The following is a 21,323-nucleotide window of genomic DNA, read 5'->3' on the forward strand; positions in this document are numbered from 1 at the left end:
TGGGCCAGCCTAGCTGGCGTGCTCCGCCGGCTTCTGCGGCGGCGGATGCGGCAGCACGGCCAGCAGCTCGCGTTCCAGCGCCTGCCGCAGACCGTCGACATCCCCGCCGACCAGGGGCGGCGCCACCACGCCGAATACGTCGTCCACCGACGAGCCCAATGTCGTCACCTTGGCCCACGCGATGTCGACGCCTGCTTTTTCGAACACGCGGGTGAGCACAGCCAGCAGGCCGGCCCGGTCGGTGGAGCGGATCTCCACCAGCAGCTGACCGGGTGTGCTGCCGTCGTGCCACAGGATCCGCGGCGGTGCCGGCACCTGGTTGGCGGGCACCGCAGCCAGCGCCTCGCCGGCCCGGCCCGTCCCGTACCGGGTGGCCTCGTGGTGGCGCTGTTCCAGCGCGCCGATCACGTCCAAATCGTCGTCGAGCGCCTGGATGAGTTGCTGACGCAGCAGTTCCGCCGCCGGGGGTGCGCCGAAGTGCGGAGAGACGACGAACGTGTTGATTGCCGAGCCCTCGTGGCTGTTGACCGACGCAGAATGCACGCTCAGCGAGTTCAGCGCCAGCACACCGGCTTCCTTGGACAGCAGACCCCGGCGGTCGGGCGCCACCATGGTCACCTTGAAGATGTGATCGCCGTCGCCGGGTCTCAGCTCGACGTGCACCTTGCCGTCGGCTGCAAGCGAAACATATTGCTGTTCAATCGGATCCGCGTGCGGCAGCGGCTCGCCTGCCATCACCGTGCGGCATCGGCGCACCAGGTCACCGATCAGCAGCGCCTTCCAGTCGCCCCAGACGCCGGGTCCGGTGGCCAGCGAGTCCGCTTCGGCGAGAACGTGTAACAGCTCGAGCAGCAGCGGGTCGCCGTCGAGCCGGTCTACCACGAAGGTGATGGTGTCCGGGTCTTGCAGGTCACGGCGGGTGGCCGTGGTGGGCAGCAGCAGGTGGAAGCGCACGATTTTCGACAAGACCTCCACGTCCGACGGCCACAGTCCCAGCCGGGTGCCGATCTGGGTGGCCAACTCGGCGCCGATCACACTGTGGTCTCCGCCGCGGCCTTTGCCGATGTCGTGGAGCAGCGCACCGAGCAACAGAAGATCCGGGCGCGATACCCGGGTGGTGAAAGCGCTTGCCTTCGAGACGGTTTCGACGAGGTGCCGGTCGACCGTCCAGGTGTGCACGATGTCGCGAGGCGGCAAGTCGCGCACAGCTCCCCACTCTGGAAAAAGCCTGCCCCACAAGCCCGTCCGGTCCAGTGCCTCGATGGTTGCCACTGCCGTGGGCCCGGCGGCGAGCAGGACCAAAAGGTCGTTGAGCGCCTCGCGTGGCCAGGGAGTTCGCAACTCGGGGGCCGCGTCGGCCAGCCGGCTCAGCGTCGAACCGGCCAGCGGCAGCCCGGTGATGGCCGAGGCGGCCGCGACCCGCAGGATCAGCCCCGGGTCGCGTTCGGGGCGGGCGTCGCGGGCCAGCACCACTTCGCCGGCGAACTCGACGACCCCTTCGTCGAGAGGTCGGCGTACCGGACGACGTAACACCGAAAGTCCCCGGCGTGGCAACGCATTCGCCGCTGTGCGCAATCCCGCGTCGACGTAGTAGCTGACGGTGCGGGCCGCGTCGCTCAGCATGCGGGCCAGGTCGAAGCGGTCACCGATGCACAGCGCCGCACCGATTTCGTCGGCGTACTGAGCCAGCAGCAGGTCGCGGCCTCGCCCCGAAACTCGGTGCAGCTCGGTGCGGACATTGAGCAGCGCCAGATGCGCCCCGGCCAGTGAACCGCTGGGGCCGTCCGAGTTTCGGCTCGAATAGTGGTCGGCCAGCTGTGCGATTGCCAGCGCATTCAGCAACTGCACGTCGCGCAGTCCCCCGCGGCCGCTTTTGAGGTCGGGCTCGGCGCGGTGTGCGATCTGACCGAAGCGTTGCCAGCGCGCATGCGTGTGCTCGACGAGTTCATCGAAACGAGAACGGATTCCGGTGCGCCACTGTCGTCGTGCGCCGCCGACGAGCAGATTCGACAACTCGGCGTCGCCGGCGATGTGGCGCGCCTCGAGCATCGCCAACCCGGCCGAGATGTCGTCGCCGGCCACGTGCAGCGCCTCGGCTACCGTGCGCACGCTGTGGTCGATGCGAATGTTGGCGTCCCACAACGGATACCACAGTTGATCGGCGACCCTGCTGACGTCATCGGCAGGCATGTTGTCGTGCAGCAACATCAGATCGAGGTCCGAATACGGCAGCAGTTCACGACGGCCGAGGCCGCCGGTAGCCACGATCGCGAAGCCGCTCGTGTCGGTGATACCGATTTCGGTTGCCTTGGTGGTCAGCCAGAACTCGTGTAAGTCCGAGAGAGCGTCGCGCAGTGCGGCGGAGTCGAGATGGCGCGGTCCGCCGGCCAAGAGCTGCTGCGTGGCAGCGACCAAATCCTTTGCGGGGCGGGGTGATCCCGCTGCCGAAGGCTGGGGTGTTTCGGCAGCGGGATCAGGCGTGTGCGGTGTCATCCACTCACAGCGCGTCGGCGCCCCGCTCCCCTGTGCGCACCCGGACCACCGTTTCGACGGGGCTCACCCACACCTTGCCGTCGCCGATCTTGCCGGTGCGTGCAGCCTGCACGATGATGTCCACCACCTTGTCGACGGCCGAGTCGTCGACAAGCACTTCGACGCGCACCTTGGGAACGAAGTCGACGGAGTATTCAGCGCCGCGGTAGACCTCGGTGTGGCCCTTTTGTCTGCCGTAGCCCTGCACCTCGCTCACCGTCATTCCGAGAATTCCGGTTTGTTCCAAACCGGTTTTGACGTCCTCGAGAGTGAACGGCTTGACGATCGCGGTGATCAGCTTCATGTGTCCTAAACCTCCGCCCCGTGACGCCCGATGATCGAACTGCCGCCCACGCCAGCGGCACTCAACGCAGAGCCTGTGCCGAGGCTGGCGAAATCGTATGCGGTTTCGGCATGTTCGGCCTCATCGATACCGTTCACTTCATCCTCTTCGTTGATGCGCAGACCGATCGTGTACTTCACGATCAACGCCAAGATAGCCGCCCCGATCGCGGAGAACGCCATAACCGAGAAAGCACCCACCGCCTGGCGCCACAGCTGGTCCCATCCACCACCGTAGAACAAGCCGGTACGGCCGACCGCCGCCGCGGCTCCTGATTCCGGCGCCAGCAGGAAGCCGACGAGAAGGGTGCCGACCAGGCCGCCGACCAGGTGCACACCGACGACGTCGAGCGAATCGTCGAACCCGAGCCGGAACTTCAGGCCAACGGCCAACGCGCAGAACACACCTGCGCACAGGCCGACCACGATGGCGCCCAAGACGTTGACCGACGAACAGGACGGAGTGATCGCGACCAGGCCGGCCACGATGCCCGACGCGGCGCCCAGCGAGGTCGCCTTGCCGTCGCGGATGCGCTCGGTGAGCAACCACGCGAGCATCGCGGCGGCCGTGGCGATGGTGGTGGTGACGAACGTGGACCCGGCAAGGCCTCCTGAGGACAATGCTGAACCGGCGTTGAACCCGTACCAGCCGAACCACAGCAGCCCGGCCCCGAGCATCACGAACGGCAGGTTGTGCGGCCGCATCGGCGTGCCGGGCCAGCCGCGGCGCCTGCCCAGGACGATCGCCAGCATCAGGCCGGCCGCACCGGCGTTGATGTGCACCGCGGTACCACCGGCGAAGTCGATGGCCTGCAGCTTGTTCGCGATCCACCCGCCGTGGTGGACGATGTCGCCGGCCGTGTTCTTGACGTCGAAGTCGAACACCCAGTGCGCCACGGGGAAATACACGACCGTCGACCACAGAGCCGCGAAGAGCAGCCAGCCGCTGAATTTCAAGCGATCCGCTACGGCACCAGACACCAGCGCCACGGTGATGATCGCGAACATCAGCTGGAACGCCACGAACACGGTCTGCGGAATGGTGCCCGCAACCGGGATGGGCACCCCGCCGGCGCCGGCGGCATCGGGCGCGGTGGCATTCGCACCGATGAGCCCGTGCAGACCCCAGAACGTCGACGGGCTGCCGAACATATTGCCGACGTCGTTGCCGAACGCCAGCGAGTAGCCGTAGAGAACCCACAGCACGGTGACGACGCCCATCGCGCTGATGCTCATCATGATCATGTTGAGCACCCCCCTGGCGCGCACCATGCCGCCGTAGAAGAAGGCCAGCCCGGGCGTCATCAGCAAGACAAGCGCCGAACTGGCCAGCATCCAAGCGGTGTCACCGGCGTCCGGCACACCCATTAGCGGGAAATCAGCCACTCGCAGCTTCCTCCTTCGCCGAAGCCCTGCGACCCCGCTGGCCGCCGAGGCATCCGACCGTCGGCTTCAGACAATGCGCAGTGGTTGTTTCGTCGAGGACGCTGCGGTGTTTCGCTCGTGTGAACGGATAGGCGGTCGCGGTTTCCGCGGTGTTACGCGGCCTTTGCTTGCCTTGCCGACCAGACGCGGAATCGCATTACCGGCACCGGATCCATGCGACTTGGTGTCTGCTCGGCGGGAAACGAGGGCACCTCAGCCCAACAGCGCGTCGACGAAAGCGGCCGGCTCGAACGGCGCCAGATCGTCGGGCCCTTCGCCGAGCCCCACCAGCTTCACCGGCACACCGAGTTCCTGCTGCACGCGAAACACGATGCCGCCCTTGGCTGTGCCGTCGAGTTTGGTCAGCACGACGCCGGTGATGTCGACGACGTCGGCGAACACCCGGGCCTGAGCCAACCCGTTCTGACCGATGGTCGCGTCGAGCACCAGGAGCACCTCGTCGACATGAGCTCGGCGGCTGACCACCCGCTTGACCTTGCCGAGCTCGTCCATGAGCCCGGTCTTCGTGTGCAGCCGCCCTGCGGTGTCGATGACGACGACGTCCGCGCCGTCCTTGATGCCGGCGTCCACCGCGTCGAACGCCACCGATGCCGGGTCGGCACCCTCGGCGCCGCGGACCACATGCGCGCCGACCCGTGACGCCCACGTCTGCAACTGGTCGGCCGCCGCGGCGCGGAACGTATCGGCGGCGCCGAGCACCACACGTCTGCCGTCGGCTACCAGCACTCGCGCCAACTTGCCGACGGTGGTGGTCTTCCCGGTGCCGTTGACGCCGACCACCAGCAGCACCGACGGGGCGTCGGCGTGCGGCAGCGCCTTGATCGAGCGGTCCAGTTCTGGGCGCAGCTCGGTGATCAGCACTTCGCGCAGCACCGCCCTGGCGTCGGCCTCGGTGCGCACAGTGCTGCTGGCCAACCGGGACCGCAGCGACGACACCACCGATTCGGTGACGGTCGGTCCCAGATCGGCAACCAGAAGGGTGTCCTCGACTTCCTGCCACGAGTCCTCGTCGAGGTCGCCGCCTCCCAGCAGACCAAGCATGCTGCGGCCAATTGCGTTCTGCGACTTGGAAAGTCGTCCGCGCAACCGTTCGAGCCGGCCCTCGGTGGGGGCGATGGTCTCCAGCTCGGGCGGCGCTACCGTCTCTTCGCCGACAGGCGGTGCAGGGGGCGTGTCGACCGGTTCCACGACCGGAGCCGGCGCGGGTCTTTCGACCGTGGGCTCGACGGGCGGCTGCGGCGGTATGACCTCCTCGACCGTGGGCCTGGGGCTCGCGCGCTCCTTGAGGTCAGTCGCTGACGATTCGGTGAACGTGATCCCCGATGCTGCGGTATAGCCGCCGGAGCGGTCGATCTGTGTGGCAGTGTCTGAACGTGACAATGTGATCCGTCGGCGCCGGTACAGCAGCAGCCCCACCACCAGCGCGGCGACCAGCAGAACGGCAACGACAGCGAGTGCTATCCACAGACCTTCTCCCACCCGGCCATTCAACCAAGGGCGCGCGGTGATGACTTCCGCTGGGATGGCCGGGCGCAAGCGCAGACACATCGACGTCTGCCTGACCGAGGACGTCGACAACGGCAGCCTGACCACCGGACTCGAGCGCTACCGGCTGCCCTACAACGCGTTGACGCAGACCAGCCTGAGCCAAATCGACCTGTCGGCCGGCTTCCTGGGGGCCTCGTTGCGTGCGCCCGTGCTGGTCGGCGCCATGACCGGCGGCGCCGAGCTGTCCGGGACCATCAACCGCAACCTGGCCGCGGCCGCTGCGGAACTCGGCATCGGGATGATGCTCGGCTCGCAACGGATCATGCTGGACAGCGCCCTGGGCGAGCGGGCCGCCGCGAGCTTCGACGTCCGTGACGTCGCGCCCGACGTCCTGCTGATCGGCAACATCGGGCTTTCCCAACTGACCAAGTCGACGCTGCCGGATCTGGTCAAAGCCCTGGACCGGGTGGGCGCCGACGCGTTGGCCGTCCACACCAATCCGCTGCAGGAGGCGATGCAAACCGGCGGCGACACCGACTTCTCCGGTTCGGTCAACAGGCTGCGCGACGTGTCGGCAGCGCTCGGATATCCGATTCTGCTCAAAGAAGTCGGCCACGGCCTCGGAGCGGCGGCGGTCGCCGAATTGCTGCGGGCACCCGGCGAGCTGCCTGTCGCGGCCATCGACGTCGCCGGCGCGGGCGGGACATCGTGGTCGCGGGTGGAGCAGTACGTCCGGTACGGCGAGCTGCGTCACCCGGAGCTCGCCGACTGGGGCGTGCCGACAGCGGACGCAATCGTGCAGGTGCGGCGGGCACTGCCCGACATTGCACTGGTGGCGTCGGGCGGCATCCGCTCCGGCATGGATGCCGCCAAGGCGCTGGCATTGGGAGCTGACGTGGTCGCGGTGGCGCGCCCGCTGTTGGCGCCGGCGATCGCATCGGCGTCGGCGGCGCTGGAGTGGCTGACACGCTTCGTCGACGAGTTGCGAATCTGCCTACATGGTTGCGGAGCAAGCGATTTGGCGGATCTGCGGCAGATCGGCGTGTCGCGAGATTGACGTTTTGCAGAGGAGGTGCGAGTGCCGACCTGCACTACGTGAGGACTAGCCCGCGGTCACCACGGATTCCCCCCGGTCGCTGCGCTCCTGCCCCGCCGGGATCTCCTGCCCCCGCAGCCGCTGCGAGATGACCTGGGTGATGCCGTCGTCGCGCATCGTCACGCCATAGAGCGCGTCGGCGACTTCCATCGTCGGCTTCTGGTGTGTGATCACAATCAGCTGCGACTGCGACCGCAGCTGCTCGAACAGCGCAATCAGCCGGCGCAGGTTCGCGTCGTCCAGCGCGGCCTCGACCTCGTCCATGACGTAGAACGGCGAGGGACGCGCGCGGAAGATGGCCACCAGCATGGCGATCGCCGCCAGCGACTTCTCACCGCCGGACAGCAGCGACAGCCGCTTGATCTTCTTGCCGGGCGGACGCGCCTCGACGTCGATGCCGGTGGTCAGCATGTCGTCGGGGTTGGTCAGCAACAGCCGTCCTTCGCCGCCAGGGAACAGCGCGTCGAACACCACCCGGAACTCGCGCTCGACGTCGTAGTAGGCCTCGGCGAACACCGACTCGATACGCGCGTCGACGTCGGCGACGACGTCGAGCAGATCTTTGCGCGCGGCCTTGACGTCCTCGAGCTGGGTGGACAGGAAGTTGTAACGCTCTTCGAGCGCGGCGAACTCCTCGAGTGCCAGCGGGTTCACGCGGCCCAGCTCGGCCAGTTCTCGTTCGGCCCTCTTGGCGCGCCGCTCTTGGGTGGGCCGGTCGAACGGCATCGGTGCCGGCGGGCTCACCTGCTCGCCGCGCTCGCGGGCTTGCTCGTACTCCGCAAGCTCCAGCTCTGACGGCGGCAGCGGCACATCGGGTCCGTACTCGGCGATGAGGTCCTCGGCGGCCATGCCGAACTGTTCGAGGATGTGCTCCTCGAGTTGCTCGATCCGCAATGCGGCTTGGGCCTTGGCCACCTCGTCGCGATGCAGCGCCTCGGTCAACGTGCCGATCTTGGCGGTCAGCGCGGTCACCGTCGTACGGGTCTGCGACAGCGCGGTCGCGCGTTGTGTCCGCTCGGCGGCCAGTGCGTCGCGGATCTGTGAGGCAGCAGCGACCACCTGTGCCAGGCGCAACGCCACCTGCCGGCCGGATTCTGCGACCGCCGCCGCCACCGCCGCTGCATTCCGGCGCGCTTCCCGCGCACGCTCTGCCCGGATCCGCGCTTCGCGTTCGGCGGCCGCGGCCCGGCGCAGCGAATCCGCCCGCCCCCGAACGGCGTTCACGCGTTCCTCGGCGGTGCGCACCGCCAGCCGCGCCTCGATCTCGACCGCTCTGGCCGCTTCAGCGGCGGCCACGCTGGCCTGCCGCTCTGCGGAGTCGTCGGCGACAGGCTCTTGCACTTGCTCCGCGTTGGCGAGCCGCTGCTCGAGGTCGGTCAGCTCCTCGACCGTGCGGGCCCGGGTGGCTTCCAATTCGGCGCGCTGCTGCGTGAGCCGGCGCCACTCCTCCTCGGCGCTGCGTGCGTCTTGCCCCAGCCGGCCCAGCTGCTCGTAGGCCGACGAGATCGTCGCGTCGGACTCGTTGAGCGCGGCCAGCGCCTGCTCGGCGGCGTCCTGTCGGGCGGACTGCTCGGCCAGTGCGCCGGCAAGTGCAGCGCCCAGCTCGTGCACCTGCTTCTCGGCCCGCGCGAGTTCGGCGCGCGCGTTCTCGATCTCCGAGGTGATTTCCAGCGTGCTCGGACGCCGGTCGGAGCCGCCGCTCACCCAGCCGGCGCCCACGAGGTCGCCGTCGCAAGTCACTGCGCGCAGCCGCGGATGCGACGCCACCAGATCGAGGGCCGCATCCAGGGAATCCACGACGGCGACGTCAGAGAGCATCGCCGCCACGGCGCCGCGGAAGCGCTCCGGCGCCTCCACCAGGTCGATGGCCCATCGGGCACCCGGCGGCAGGTCGATCGGCCGCGCCTCGGCGGGGGACGGCCAGTCACCGACGACGATCGTGGCCCGTCCGCCGTCGGATTCCTTGAGCGCCGCCACCGCGTCGGCGGCCGTCTTGCCGTCCTGAGCCGCCACCGCATCAGCCGCCGCGCCCAGGACCGTCGCCACCGCCGCCTCGTAGCCGTGGTGCACCTTGACCAGGTTGGCCAGCGGGCCGAAAAGCCCTGGGCCGCTTAGGTTTTCGAGGATCCAGCTGGCGCCGTCCTTGCGGTCCAGCCCCACCGCCAGCGCCTCGATGCGAGCGCGCAGCGAGGCGACCTGGCGTTCTGCGGCGCGCTCGGCGGCTTGAAGTTCGGCGACGCGTTCGTCGGCGAGCCGCAATGCCGCCACCGAGCGGTCGTGATGCTCGTCGAGGCCGACTTCGCCTTGGTCGAGCTCTCCGACCCGGGCCTGGACGGTCTCGAATTCGGCCTGTGCCTGTTGGGCCCGGGCGGCGGCTTCGTCGATGGCCCCGGTCAGCCGGGCCACGGCCTCGTCGATCGACTCCACCCGAGTGCGCATCGTGTCGACCTGGCCGGCGAGGCGGGCCAGCCCCTCACGCCGGTCGGCCTCGGCGCGCACTGCAGCCAGGTGGGCTTGCTCGGCCGCAGCGGCCGCTCGCTCGGCCTCGGCCATCCGCGTGCGCGCCTCTTGCAGTCGCGCGCGGGCCTCGTCGAGCTCGGCGACCAGCCGCGACTCGGTGGCGGCCACCTCGTCGGCCTCGGCGTCGAGCATGTCGGGGTCCACGCCTGAGCCCCGCGGCGGCTCCTCGTCGAGGTACTGGGCGCGCTCGGTCGCGATACGCACGGTCGCCGAGACGCGTTCGGCCAACGCGGACAGCCGAAACCACGTCTGCTGCGCGGCTTCCGCGCGTTCGCTCAGCGTGGCCACCGCTTGTTCGTGGGCGGCGAGTTCGACGGTGGCCGACTCGAGTAGTGCGGTCGCCTCGTCGTGTTCGCGGCGCAGGGTGGCCTCGGCATCACCTACGCCGGCGAACTCGTTGCGGCGTGTCACCAGGTCGTCGGCCGCCAGTCGCAGCCGGGCGTCGCGCAGGTCGGCCTGGATGGTCTGGGCGCGACGGGCCACCTCGGCCTGGCGGCCGAGCGGCTTGAGCTGGCGGCGCAGCTCGGTGGTGAGGTCGGTGAGCCGGCCGAGATTCGCCGACATCGCGTCGAGCTTGCGCACCGCCTTCTCCTTGCGCTTGCGGTGCTTGAGCACGCCGGCGGCCTCCTCGATGAAGGCTCGCCGTTCCTCCGGTCGGGCCTCGAGGATCTCCGACAGCTTGCCCTGGCCGACGATCACATGCATTTCGCGGCCGATACCGGAGTCACTCAGCAGCTCTTGGATGTCCATCAAACGGCAAGAGCTGCCGTTGATTTCGTACTCGCTGGCGCCGTCGCGGAACATCCGCCGGGTGATCGACACCTCGGAGTACTCGATCGGCAGCGCGTTGTCGGAGTTGTCGATGGTGACGGTCACCTCGGCGCGGCCCAGCGGCGCGCGCGACGAGGTGCCGGCGAAGATGACGTCCTCCATCTTGCCGCCGCGCAGGGTCTTGGCGCCTTGCTCGCCCATCACCCAACTCAGCGCGTCGACGACGTTGCTCTTGCCCGATCCGTTCGGGCCGACGACGCAGGTGATGCCGGGTTCGAAGCGCAGAGTCGTCGGCGAGGCGAAGGACTTGAAGCCCTTCAGCGTCAGACTCTTGAGGTGCACGGGCTCTGAGACTAGCGCTCGACGAAGCCGTGCATCGGCTCTGTCGCGTCGGTCCAGTCCGCGACCACGTTGTCGACGGTGCCCGGCGTGTCGCCGCTTTGCAGCAGCTGCAGTAGACGTTCGCATGAGTCCCGCGGACCCTGCGCCACCACGAGCACGCGGCCGTCGGGCTTGTTCGAGGCGTAGCCCGTCAGGCCGAGTTCGAGCGCGCGTTTGCGGGTCCACCACCGAAAGCCGACGCCCTGCACGCGGCCGTGCACCCAGGCTGTCAACCGTGCGTCAGCCAATGTTCTCGACCTCGAAGGTGACCGTGGTGCCTTGCTTGAGCGTGCGCCCGACTGTGCAGACCTGCTCGACGGCCCGATTCACCACCGTCAGCAGCCGGGCTGTTTCGTTGTCGGAGAGGCCGGAGAGGTCGACTTCGAGGCGCTCCTCCAGCAGCGGGTAGATCTCCTTATCGCGGTCCGGCGGTCCGGCGACGCGGATGGTGGCGCGGTAGTCGTCGCCGAGTCTGCGCCGCAGCGGCTGATCGGAAGCCATCCCGCTGCATGCCGCCAGCGCGATCTTGAGCAGCTCACCGGGCGTGAAGACGCCGTCGACGTCCTCGCTGCCCACCAGCACTTCCGCGCCGCGCGAGCTGCGGCCGGTGTAGCGGCGTACCCCGGTGCGCTCGACCCACAGTTGCGTCATCTACTTCCTCCTTCCCGAGACGGTAACTGCCGCGTAGAACTGCGAGTGCGGGCCACGCGGAATACCGTTTCGGCGTCAGCTGCGGCGCGGCCGCGGTTGGCAGCGCGGGCAGTAGAACGACGAGCGGTTCATGAACTTCTCGCGGCGGATCACCGCACCGCAGCGCCGACACGGTGTGCCTTCGCGGCCGTAGGCATCCAGCGACCGGTCGAAGTAGCCGGATTCGCCGTTGACGTTGACATACAGCGCGTCGAACGATGTGCCGCCGGCTTTCAGTGCGTCGCGCATCACGTCGGCGGCGCAGTCGAGGATCAGCCGAAGCTTGGGCCGGCTCAACGACGACGCCACCCGCGCCCCGTGCACCTTGGCCCGCCACAGCGCCTCGTCGGCGTAGATGTTGCCGATGCCCGACACGACGGTCTGATCAAGCAGCTGGCGTTTGACCTCAGAGTCTTTGTGCCGCAACACCCTGACGACCGCGTCGGGGTCGAAGAGCGGGTCGAGGGGATCGCGGGCCAGATGGGCGACGGGCGCCGGGACGTCGTCGGCCATCTCGGCCAGCATCCAGCCGCCGAACGTGCGCTGGTCGACGAAGCTCAGCGCGGTGCCGTCGTCAAGCAGTGCGGCGATCCGTACGTGATCTGTCTTGGGCACGGGCCCGAGCAGCATCTGGCCGCTCATTCCCAGATGAACGACGAGCGCTGTTTCGTCAAAGAGGTTGAGCCACAGATACTTTCCGCGCCTGCCCGTGCCGACGATGCGTTGCCCGATCAGGCGCGCAGTCAGGTCGGCGGGACCGGCCTCGTGGCGGCGGACCGCACGAGGATGGTGGACGCGAACGGCGGTGATCGTGCGGCCGGTGACGTGGGAAGCCAAGCCGCGCCGGACGGTTTCGACTTCGGGCAGTTCAGGCATCCAGTGACGCCGCGTCCAACGCGTTCCACGCCGCCGCGGCGGCTTTCTGCTCGGCTTCCTTCTTGGTCCGGCCGACGCCGACGCCGTACTCAGTGCCCGCAACCACCACCTTCGCGGTGAACTTCTTCTGATGCTCGGGGCCGGCCGACGTCAACGCATAGGTGGGTGCGCCCAGGCCGCGCGCGGCGGTGAGTTCTTGCAGACTGCTCTTCCAATCCAGTCCGGCGCCCAATGTGGGTGCGGTGTCGATCAGCTCGCCGAACAACCGCAGCACGGTCTTGCGGGCGACGTCGAATCCGTGGGCGACGTAGACCGCGCCCAGGAGGGATTCGACGGCGTCGGCCAGGATGCTCGACTTGTCGGCGCCTCCGGAGTTGATTTCGCCGCGGCCGAGCCGCAGGTATGCACCCAACCCGTGGTCGGTGAGGCCGCGGCCGACGTCCGCCAACGCCCGGGTGTTGACGATACTGGCGCGGAACTTGGCCAGGTCGGCCTCCGAGCAGTCCGGGTGGCGGTGGAACAGCTCGTCGGTGATCGTCAGCCCCAGCACCGCGTCGCCGAGGAACTCCAGCCTTTCATTGGTGGGCAGGCCGCCGTTCTCGTAGGCATAGCTGCGGTGCGTCAACGCCAGCGTCAGCAGGTCGTCGGGCAGGTCGACACCCAGGGCAGCGATCAGTTCCTCGCGTGCGGGGCTCACGGGCGATCCGGCGTCTTTTCCGACATCATCCCGGAGAGTTTGGCCCATCGCGGATCGATCTGGTCGTGGTGGTGGCCCGGTTCGGCCTCGGCGAGCGCCACCCCGCACTCCGCGCACAGCCCGGGGCAGTCGTCCCGGCACACCGGGGACAGCGGCAGCTCCAGCCCGACGGCGTCGATCAGCGGCTGCTCGAGGTCGATGGTGCCGTCGATGACGTGGCCGACCTCGTCTTCTGCGGTGGTCGCCTCGGTGGTGCTGTCGGGATAGGCGAAAAGTTCGGTGAAGTGGATTTCGATGTCGCCGCTGGTCGCGGTCAGGCAGCGCGCGCACTCCCCCGACGTCGGCGCGTTGACGGTGCCCGTCACCAGCACGCCTTCGGATACCGACTCGAATTTCAGGTCGAGTTCCAGGGGCGCACCCTCGACGATGGCGATGAGGTCCAGCCCGATGCGCAACGGGCTGAAGACGGTCTGTTGAAGCGGCTGCATCGACCCGGGGCGCCGAGGAAGCCGTGAAACGTCGAAGGTGAGCGGCGACCCGGGAGTGTGGTGGATTGCCGCGCGCGACTGCGTGGCCATGGCTTCCATGGTAGGCGGAGCTGCCCAGCCGCTCACCGGTCGCTGGCTGATCTGGGTTTTCGCCGCCAAAAGCGGGTATGACGTGCGTCGAACGGGTGCATCCGCGCCCTCGTCATCCGGAGTGCGCATGGTCAGCTGGCTGGATCGGCTACAGCGGCGCAGTCGCGCCGCCGGATTCGTCATCGCGGTCATCTACAAGTACGTCGACGACCAGGGCGGCTACCTCGCCGCGCTCATCACCTACTACGCCTTCGTGTCCCTGTTTCCGCTGCTGCTTCTGCTGACGACGGTGCTCGGTGTGGTTTTGGCCGGCCACCCCGAGCTCCAGGACCAGGTGGTGCATTCGGCGCTGAGCCAGTTCCCCGTCATCGGCAATCAGCTCGGCGAGCCACATCACCTCAGCGGCGGAGCGACCGCGGTGGTGGTCGGGGTCGCCGGTGCCCTCTACGGCGGCCTGGGCGTCGGCCAAGCTCTGCAGAACGCGATGGACACCGTCTGGGCCGTGCCGCGCCATGCGCGTCCGGACCCCATCCGCTCGCGTGTCCGCAGCCTCGTGTTGCTCTTTCTGCTCGGCTCGGCGCTGGTGGGCGCGACGCTGCTGTCCGCGCTCGGCCGGGAGTCCGCCGTGCTGGGCATCGCCGGAAAGGTTGCCGTGATCGTCGCGGCGGTCGCGCTCAACGCGGCGGTGTGCCTGGTCGCTTTCAAGGTGACCACCGCTCGAGAGCTGACCTTCCGCCAGGTCGCACCCGGTGCGATCACCGCGGCCATCGTCTGGCAGCTCTTACAGTCCTTCGGCGCTCTCTACGTGACCCACGTGGTGAAGTCGGCCAGCATGACCAACGGCGTCTTCGCTTTGGTCCTGGGATTGCTTGCGTTTCTGTACCTGACGTCCGTCGCGCTGATCATCTGCGCCGAGATCAACGCCGTGCGCGTCGACCATCTTTATCCACGCGCGCTGCTGACACCGTTCACCGACGACGTGTCATTGACGCACGGTGACCGCAAGACCTATGCGGGGCAGGCAAAAGCCCAGCAGGCCAAGGGATTCGAGCACATCGAGGTATCCTTCCACCCCGAAGCCAAGCCCGAAGCCGAAAAGCAGAACTAACGTTGCCGTCGCGGTCCGCCCGGTCCCGGCTGGTTCGGCTCGGCCACCGAGCTGGCGGTGGCGGTGTCACCCGCCTTTGTCGCGTGGATCACGACCGTATCGTTCACTGCCACTTGACCATTCGCGGCTTGGCTGCCCAGCGTATAGGTCTGCGTGAACCCGTCGGCGCTCTTGGCGGTGATCGACGTGTCGGACACCGCTGTGACAACGCCGGTCTGGACGAGTTCGGTTGTGTAGCTTCCGTTTTGGGCGGCGACGACGAACTCCCCGTGCAGGGGCGCACCACCCGGGCCGGTCCCGCCGGGGCCCATGCCGCCCGGACCGAAGCCCCCCGGGCCGCCCGGACCGAAGCCGGGGCCACCAGGACCCGGCCCGCGCATCCCCGGACCGGCCGCATCGGCACCGTCACTTGTCGCCGCGTAGATCGCCGCGCCGCCGAAAGCCGCAATCACCGCCGCGATGCCGACGGCTGCCAGCGTGTGCTTTCTGGACCAGCCGCCCTGCTGCGGAGCACCCCAGACCGGCTCCTGCGCCGCGGTGGAGGTGATGTCCGAACTCATACCAAGCCTTCCCGTCGAACCGTCGGTCCCGCTGAGTCCCAATGTGCGCCGCAAACTTAGGCGCTGACTGTGCGACGGTTCAGCATCGGATGTGCACCGCAGCGTTTTCACAGCGGGCGCATAGGGTCGGCACAGGGGTCGCCAATACGCGACAAAGATAATCGTGGTCGTGTCCGACACCTCACCCTCGGCGGTCAACGACCGAGTGGTCATGCGCCGCGCCGACGGCCGACCCATCCACGTGCTGGTCGTCGACGACGAGCCCGTGCTCGCCGAACTCGTGACAATGGCGCTGCGCTACGAGGGCTGGACGGTCTCCACGGCAGGTGACGGCGCCAGCGCGCTCGCCGCCGCCCGCAAGCAGCCACCAGACGTGGTGGTGCTCGACGTGATGCTGCCCGACATGAGCGGGCTAGACGTGCTGCGCAAACTCCGCGACCAGATTCCCGGGCTGCCACTGCTGCTGCTCACCGCGAAAGATTCGGTCGAAGACCGCATCGCCGGACTGACCGCTGGCGGCGACGACTACGTCACCAAGCCGTTCAGCCTCGAGGAGGTGGTCCTGCGACTGCGCGCGCTGCTTCGCCGCACCGGGGTCGCCACCGAAAGCAGCGGCGCGAAAATCGTCGTCGGCGACCTCGTTCTCGACGAAGACAGCCACGAAGTCACCCGTGGCGGCGACGTCATCCCGCTCACCACAACCGAATTCGAGCTGTTGCGATTCATGATGCGCAATGCCCGCAAGGTGTTGAGCAAGGCGCAAATCCTCGATCGAGTGTGGAGTTACGACTTCGGCGGCCGCTCCAACATCGTCGAGCTTTATGTGTCCTACTTGCGCAAGAAAATCGACAACGGTCGTGCACCGATGATCCACACGCTGCGCGGTGCGGGATATGTCCTCAAACCTGCCGACTGACAAGCGTTGGCTTCGCCCGCGCGCATGGTCGTTGCGGACGCGGCTTCTCGTCACCGTCGTGGCCCTGCTGGGGTTCGTTTGCGTGGGCATCGGCGCGGGCACCGAGCTTGCGCTGCACCGGTTTCTGATGGGCCAGCTCGACGAGCAGGTGATCGATGCCGGCCGACGCTCCTCGGCGCTGTTCGATCTCGGGCCGCCACCTCCCCCGCCGCCCGGATTCCCCAGGCGCTCACCACGATTCCAGCCGCACGCCGGTCCCGGCCCGGTGTTTCTCGATGCGCCTGGCCAGGCCACTCGCACGGTCGGTGCCGTGGTTCTCGACGGGCATGTGCAAGACGCCGGCATCATCACCCCCAGTGGCGCCCGGGAAGGCATCAGTCAGGCGGCGGCCCAGCAGCTCGCCGGGATCACACCCAGCTCCCGTCCGGTCACCGTCGACCTCGACGGGCTCGGCCGCTACCGCGTGGTCGCGCGGCACTCCCACAGCGGCCCGGTGATCGTCTCCGGCTTGCCGATGACCGGCGTCGACGACACGCTGCTCACCGTCGGTGCGATCTTCGGAGTCGTCGCCGGCATTGCGCTGATCGCCGCGACGGTGGCCGGCATTGTGATCATCCGCCACCAGCTGGCCCCGGTGTCACGGGTCGCGGCCACCGCACGCGACGTCGCGGACCTCGAACTCGATCGCGGCGAAGTAACGCTGCCGACCCGTGTGCTCGCGGTCGACCCGGCGGCCGCCAACACCGAAGTCGGACAGCTGGCCACCGCGCTCAACCGCATGCTCGGACGGATCTCCGACGCGCTCGCCGCTCGGCATGCCAGCGAGATGCGTGTGCGCCAGTTCGTCGCCGACGCCAGCCACGAACTACGGACCCCACTGGCCGCCATCCGCGGCTACACCGAACTTGCCCAGCGCCGCCGCGACGTGCTGCCCTCAGACGTCGCGCATGCGATGGGCCGTGTCGAGTCCGAAGCCGAGCGCATGACGCACCTCGTCGAGGACATGCTGCTGCTGGCCCGCCTGGACACCGGACGCCCGCTGCGGCGCGATCCCGTCGATCTGTCTCAGCTGGTGGTCGACGCTGTCGCCGACGCGCACGTCGCCGGGCCGGATCACGAGTGGTCGCTGGAACTGCCTGAAGAACCCGTGGTGGTCACGGGCGACGAGGCGCGGCTTCAGCAGGTTCTCGTCAACCTGCTCGCCAACGCCCGAACGCACACTCCCGCTAGAACCACGGTGACGACGTCGCTGTCGAGCGACGATTCGGGCGGCGCGGTGCTGACCGTCGCCGACAACGGGCCGGGCATTCCAGAGCCGTTGCAGCCGGAGATCTTCGAGCGTTTCGCGCGCGGCGACACGTCGCGGTCGCGGCGCGAGGGAAGCACGGGGCTGGGCCTGGCCATCGTGTCGGCGGTCGTCAAGGCTCATCACGGCACCATCGAGGTGTGCAGCGTTCCCGGCGATACCGCGTTCACGGTGCGGCTGCCGGGATCACAGCCACCCCACAGCGGCGACAAATCCAGTGCATAGCGGCCGACGCCACGATGGACGGATGACGCTCACCGCGGCGCGGCCTGCCCTCGACGCGGCGCCCGCCAAGCCTTTGCCCCGCTTTGGTTGGCAGCGTGCGGCATTCGTCGTACTGCTTGCCGCCACCGCGGTGCTGTACCTGTGGCATTTGTCGGCCAGCGGCTGGGCTAACAGCTTCTATTCCGCTGCAGCACAAGCCGGTTCACAAAGCTGGACCGCGTTCCTGTTCGGTTCCAGCGACGCGGCGAACGCGATCACGGTCGACAAGACACCGGGCGCGTTGTGGGTGACCACCGCATCGGTGCGGATCTTCGGGCTGAGCTCGTGGAGCATCCTTGCGCCGCAAGCCCTTCTGGGCGTCGCTGCGGTGGCACTGATGTATGCAGCGGTGCGGCGCGTCAACGGCGCAACCGCGGGCCTGCTGGCCGGGGCGGTGCTCGCGGTGACGCCTGCGGCCACACTGATGTTCCGCTACAACAACCCCGATGCGCTGCTGGTGCTGCTGCTGGTGGCGGCTGCCTACTGTGTGCAACGTGCCTGCGAAAAACACAGCAGCCGTTGGTGGTTACCGCTTGCCGGCGTCGCCGTCGGTTGCGCGTTCCTGGCGAAAATGGCTCAGGCGTTTTTGGTCCTGCCGGCATTCGTGGCCGCTTATCTGTTGACCGCGCCCGCACCATGGCGGACGAGGCTGGCGCGCACCGCGGCCGCAGGAGCTGCACTGCTGGTCTCGGGCGGGTGGTACCTGCTTTTGGTCACGCTCTGGCCCGCGGATCGGCGGCCCTATATCGGCGGCTCGCAGCACAACAGCATCGTGGAGCTCGCCTTGGGCTACAACGGTTTCGGCAGAGTCACGGGCAACGAGCCCGGCGGCTTGGGCAATCTCGATTACGACGTCGGTTGGGCGCGGCTGTTCGACCGCGGTATGGGCACCGAGATCGCGTGGCTGACTCCAGCTGCGGTGATCTGCCTCGTCGCCGCGCTGGTGATCACCCGGCGCGCACCCCGCACGGACGCAATCCGGGGCACCAGCATTCTCTGGGGCGGCTGGCTGGCGGTCACCGGCGCGGTGCTGTCCTTCAGCAACGGCATCATCCACCCGTACTACACGGTCGCGTTGGCGCCGTCGGTCGCCGCGGGCGTCGGCATCGGCGCGCCGTTGCTTTGGCGGCGGCGTAATGACATCCGCGCTGCCACAACACTTTCCGCTACTTTGCTGGTCACCACCGTGCTGGCATGCGTGCTGCTTGCTCGCACCGACTGGTGGCTGCCGTGGCTGCGCGGCGGGATCGCGGTTGCCGGGTTGGGCGCAGCGGCGCTGGTCCTGGTGGCCGGTCGGTTACCGGTCACAGTGGCGCACTGTGTCGGCGCGCTGGCCGTCGTCGCCTGCCTGGCCGCACCGGCCGCATACTCGGTCGCGACCGCCGCGACGCCACACCACGGCGCGATCCCGAGTGCGGGTCCGTCCGGCGGATCGCCGAGATTCGGGCTTTTCGATTCACCGGATCCGTCGCCGGCGCTGGTGGCTGCGCTCACCGCGGACGCGGACCGATTCACCTGGGCCGCTGCGACAGTCGGCTCGTCGAACGCCGCCGGATATCAACTCGCCAGCGCAACGCCGGTGATGGCGGTCGGCGGGTTCAACGGCACCGATCCTTCGCCAACTCTGCGCGAGTTCCAGGACATGGTCGCTGCCAAGAAGATTCACTACTTCATCGACAGCGGAATGCGTCGCCCGATGCGCGGATCATCCACCGGCAGCCATGAGGCAACAGACATCGCGGCATGGGTGGCGGCTCATTTCCCGGCGCGGACCATCGACGGCGCCACGCTGTACGACCTGACGTAGCGTCAACGTCACAGTCTGCGCATAGCTTCATCCCACGGACCGCCCACACCGCCCCGGGACCATAGAAGTCATAATGCCCAACCACTTCAGGGAGCCACCGCATGACCCTGCTCGACGACCGCATGACGATTGGTGCCGCAGAGACCGCGCCCGCGCGACGCCATCTGCGCTGGGAGCGCCCCGCGCTGTTCGTGTTGGTGGCTGCCACCGCTGTGCTGTACCTGTGGGGCCTCGGTTCAGCGGGATGGGCCAACGACTACTACGCAGCCGCGGTGCAAGCCGGCACCCAGGACTGGAAGGCGTGGCTGTTCGGATCACTGGATCCCGGCAACTCGATCACCGTCGACAAGCCACCCGCCGCGCTGTGGGTGATGGTGGCATCGGCGCGGCTGCTGGGCTTCAGTTCGTTTTCGATGCTGCTGCCGCAGGCACTGATGGGAGTGGGGGCTGTGGCGCTGGTGTACGCGGCGGTGCGCCGATGCAACGGTGCGGCGGCCGGACTGATCGCCGGCACGGTGTTGGCTGTCACGCCCGTCGCCGCAGCGATGTTCCGCTACAACAATCCCGACGCGCTGCTGGTGTTGTTGCTGACGGCCGCGGCGTACTTCATGGTGCGGGCGATCGAGTCGGGCGCGACCCGCTGGATGGCGTTGGTCGGAGCGGTGATCGGGTTGGCGTTTCTGACAAAGATGCTGCAGGCCGCCCTGGTGTTGCCCGGCTTTGCACTGGTGTTCTTGTTCGCCGCGCCGGGCCGGGTGCAGAAACGGTTGTGGCAGTTGCTGATTGGCGCCGTGACGATGGCGTTATCGGCTGGCTGGTTCATCGCGTTGGTGAGCTTGTGGCCGGCCGGCTCGCGGCCCTACATCGGCGGCTCGACCGACAACAGCCTGCTTCAGTTGGCGTTGGGCTACAACGGGGTCGAACGTGTGGCGGGCGGCGAGGGCATGCCGGCCGGCAACAGTCCGATGTTCGGCGGACCCAGTGGAATCACCCGGTTGTTCGGCCAGTCGATGGGCACCGAAATTTCGTGGCTGCTGCCCGCGGCCCTGATCGGTCTGGTCGCAGGCGTCTGGTTCACCGCCACCACGCCCCGCACTGCCCGGGTGCGGGCAAGCCTGCTGCTGTGGGGCGGGTGGCTGCTGGTCACCGGTGCGGTCTTCAGCTTCATGGCGGGCATCATCCACCCGTACTACACCGTGGCACTCGCGCCGGCGGTCTCAGCACTGATCGGCATCTCGGTGCGCGAGTTGTGGCGAGGACGTGAATTTGCCTGGGCCAGAGCTATTTTGGCGGCCATGATCGCCGTCACCGGGGTGTGGGCGTTCATCCTGTTGCACCGCACACCGGACTGGCTGCCGCCGCTGCGCTGGGTAGTGCTGGCCGCATCGGTCACACTCGCCGCGGTGCTCGCGGTCGGCGCGCACCGGCTCGGAAAAGCGACCGTGATGGTCGCCGCCGCGACGCTGGTGGTCGGGCTTGCCGCGCCCGCGGCATACGCGATCGCGACGGTCAGCCGGTCGCACGGCGGCCCGATGCCCACCGCGGGCCCGGTCAGCGGTGACTTCGGTCCCAGCGGTCGCGGCCCCGGAGACTCGGGAACCAATGACGCGCTCAACCAACTCCTCGTGAACAGCCAAACACGTTGGGCCGCAGCATCCGTCGGCTCGATGACCGCCAGCAGCCTCGAGTTGCAGACCGGGGCGTCGATCATGGCAATCGGCGGCTTCACCGGCGGCGACAACTCCCCGACGCTGCAGCAGTTCCAGCGGTACGTGGCAGAGCGCCAGATCCACTATTTCATCGCCGGCCGAATGGGCGGTCCGGCTGGCCGCTCGGGCAGCGCTACGCAAATCACCACCTGGGTGCAGCAGCACTTCGCCGCCACGGACATCGGTGGGACGACGGTGTACGACCTGCTCTCGCCGGCGACTCCGTAACCGGGCAG

At 68.3% G+C, this 21,323-nt stretch carries 17 protein-coding genes; 6 read left to right on the forward strand and 11 right to left on the reverse strand.

Annotation, left to right across the window (positions count from 1 at the left end; genetic code table 11):
- Positions 1 to 9: 9 nt before the first annotated feature.
- The 4 genes from AC5Y4N_RS10745 to ftsY form a co-directional block, all read right to left on the reverse strand.
- Positions 10 to 2,493: a [protein-PII] uridylyltransferase gene (locus AC5Y4N_RS10745; protein ID WP_499940488.1), complete on the reverse strand. Its 2,484-nt coding sequence runs from the start codon at positions 2,491 to 2,493 to the stop codon at positions 10 to 12.
- Between the two features lie 4 nt (positions 2,494 to 2,497).
- Entirely contained in the window at positions 2,498 to 2,836 is a 339-nt protein-coding gene (locus tag AC5Y4N_RS10750) for a P-II family nitrogen regulator (protein WP_499908049.1), read from the reverse strand.
- A gap of 5 nt (positions 2,837 to 2,841) precedes the next feature.
- Complete coding sequence (locus AC5Y4N_RS10755; RefSeq protein WP_499908048.1) at positions 2,842 to 4,260, reverse strand: ammonium transporter; 1,419 nt, start codon at positions 4,258 to 4,260, stop codon at positions 2,842 to 2,844.
- A 252-nt stretch (positions 4,261 to 4,512) separates the two neighbouring features.
- Positions 4,513 to 5,799 carry a signal recognition particle-docking protein FtsY gene (gene ftsY / locus AC5Y4N_RS10760; RefSeq protein WP_499908047.1) on the reverse strand — a complete coding sequence of 429 codons (1,287 nt, stop codon included), beginning with the start codon at positions 5,797 to 5,799 and terminating at the stop codon, positions 4,513 to 4,515.
- Positions 5,800 to 5,827: 28 nt separating this feature from the next.
- Between ftsY and fni the strand changes: the two genes are divergently transcribed.
- Positions 5,828 to 6,865, forward strand: a complete 1,038-nt coding sequence (gene fni, locus AC5Y4N_RS10765; RefSeq protein WP_499908046.1) for a type 2 isopentenyl-diphosphate Delta-isomerase — start codon at positions 5,828 to 5,830, stop codon at positions 6,863 to 6,865.
- Positions 6,866 to 6,910: 45 nt separating this feature from the next.
- Here the strand turns inward: fni and smc are convergent, their stop codons facing one another.
- From smc to AC5Y4N_RS10795, 6 genes are all read right to left on the reverse strand, one after another.
- The gene (gene smc, locus AC5Y4N_RS10770; protein ID WP_499908045.1) at positions 6,911 to 10,537 is read right to left on the reverse strand and encodes a chromosome segregation protein SMC; all 3,627 of its coding nucleotides are present in this window, start codon (positions 10,535 to 10,537) and stop codon (positions 6,911 to 6,913) included.
- A gap of 11 nt (positions 10,538 to 10,548) precedes the next feature.
- Positions 10,549 to 10,824 (reverse strand): acylphosphatase, encoded by a 276-nt coding sequence (locus AC5Y4N_RS10775; RefSeq protein WP_499908044.1) that lies wholly within the window; start codon positions 10,822 to 10,824, stop codon positions 10,549 to 10,551.
- Positions 10,817 to 11,227, reverse strand: coding sequence for an OsmC family protein (locus AC5Y4N_RS10780; RefSeq protein WP_499908043.1), 411 nt, complete (start codon positions 11,225 to 11,227; stop codon positions 10,817 to 10,819). Before AC5Y4N_RS10780 ends, AC5Y4N_RS10775 begins: the two co-directional genes overlap by 8 nt.
- 75 nt (positions 11,228 to 11,302) lie before the next feature.
- The gene (gene mutM / locus AC5Y4N_RS10785) at positions 11,303 to 12,142 is read right to left on the reverse strand and encodes a DNA-formamidopyrimidine glycosylase (RefSeq protein ID WP_499908042.1); all 840 of its coding nucleotides are present in this window, start codon (positions 12,140 to 12,142) and stop codon (positions 11,303 to 11,305) included.
- Positions 12,135 to 12,839 carry a ribonuclease III gene (rnc, locus tag AC5Y4N_RS10790; protein ID WP_499940490.1) on the reverse strand — a complete coding sequence of 235 codons (705 nt, stop codon included), beginning with the start codon at positions 12,837 to 12,839 and terminating at the stop codon, positions 12,135 to 12,137. Before rnc ends, mutM begins: the two co-directional genes overlap by 8 nt.
- Positions 12,836 to 13,417, reverse strand: coding sequence for a YceD family protein (locus AC5Y4N_RS10795; protein ID WP_499908040.1), 582 nt, complete (start codon positions 13,415 to 13,417; stop codon positions 12,836 to 12,838). The genes rnc and AC5Y4N_RS10795 overlap by 4 nt, the downstream gene beginning before the upstream one ends.
- 127 nt (positions 13,418 to 13,544) lie before the next feature.
- Here AC5Y4N_RS10795 and AC5Y4N_RS10800 point away from each other — a divergent pair, with 127 nt between their 5' ends.
- Positions 13,545 to 14,525, forward strand: coding sequence for a YihY/virulence factor BrkB family protein (locus AC5Y4N_RS10800; protein ID WP_499908087.1), 981 nt, complete (start codon positions 13,545 to 13,547; stop codon positions 14,523 to 14,525).
- On the opposite strand, the gene AC5Y4N_RS10805 is transcribed toward AC5Y4N_RS10800, so the two are convergent.
- Positions 14,522 to 15,085, reverse strand: coding sequence for a hypothetical protein (locus AC5Y4N_RS10805; RefSeq protein WP_499908039.1), 564 nt, complete (start codon positions 15,083 to 15,085; stop codon positions 14,522 to 14,524). The two genes, AC5Y4N_RS10800 and AC5Y4N_RS10805, sit on opposite strands and share 4 nt — an antisense overlap.
- A gap of 211 nt (positions 15,086 to 15,296) precedes the next feature.
- Between AC5Y4N_RS10805 and AC5Y4N_RS10810 the strand changes: the two genes are divergently transcribed.
- The 4 genes from AC5Y4N_RS10810 (at position 15,297) to AC5Y4N_RS10825 (ending at position 21,315) form a co-directional block, all read left to right on the forward strand.
- The gene (locus tag AC5Y4N_RS10810; protein WP_499908086.1) at positions 15,297 to 16,001 is read left to right on the forward strand and encodes a response regulator transcription factor; all 705 of its coding nucleotides are present in this window, start codon (positions 15,297 to 15,299) and stop codon (positions 15,999 to 16,001) included.
- Positions 15,979 to 17,532 carry a sensor histidine kinase gene (locus AC5Y4N_RS10815; protein ID WP_499908038.1) on the forward strand — a complete coding sequence of 518 codons (1,554 nt, stop codon included), beginning with the start codon at positions 15,979 to 15,981 and terminating at the stop codon, positions 17,530 to 17,532. Before AC5Y4N_RS10810 ends, AC5Y4N_RS10815 begins: the two co-directional genes overlap by 23 nt.
- 22 nt (positions 17,533 to 17,554) lie before the next feature.
- Entirely contained in the window at positions 17,555 to 19,378 is a 1,824-nt protein-coding gene (locus AC5Y4N_RS10820) for a glycosyltransferase family 39 protein (RefSeq protein WP_499908037.1), read from the forward strand.
- A 101-nt stretch (positions 19,379 to 19,479) separates the two neighbouring features.
- Complete coding sequence (locus AC5Y4N_RS10825) at positions 19,480 to 21,315, forward strand: glycosyltransferase family 39 protein (RefSeq protein ID WP_499908036.1); 1,836 nt, start codon at positions 19,480 to 19,482, stop codon at positions 21,313 to 21,315.
- Positions 21,316 to 21,323 lie beyond the last annotated feature (8 nt).

The sequence above is a fragment of the Mycobacterium sp. NGS19 genome (genome assembly GCF_059813155.1).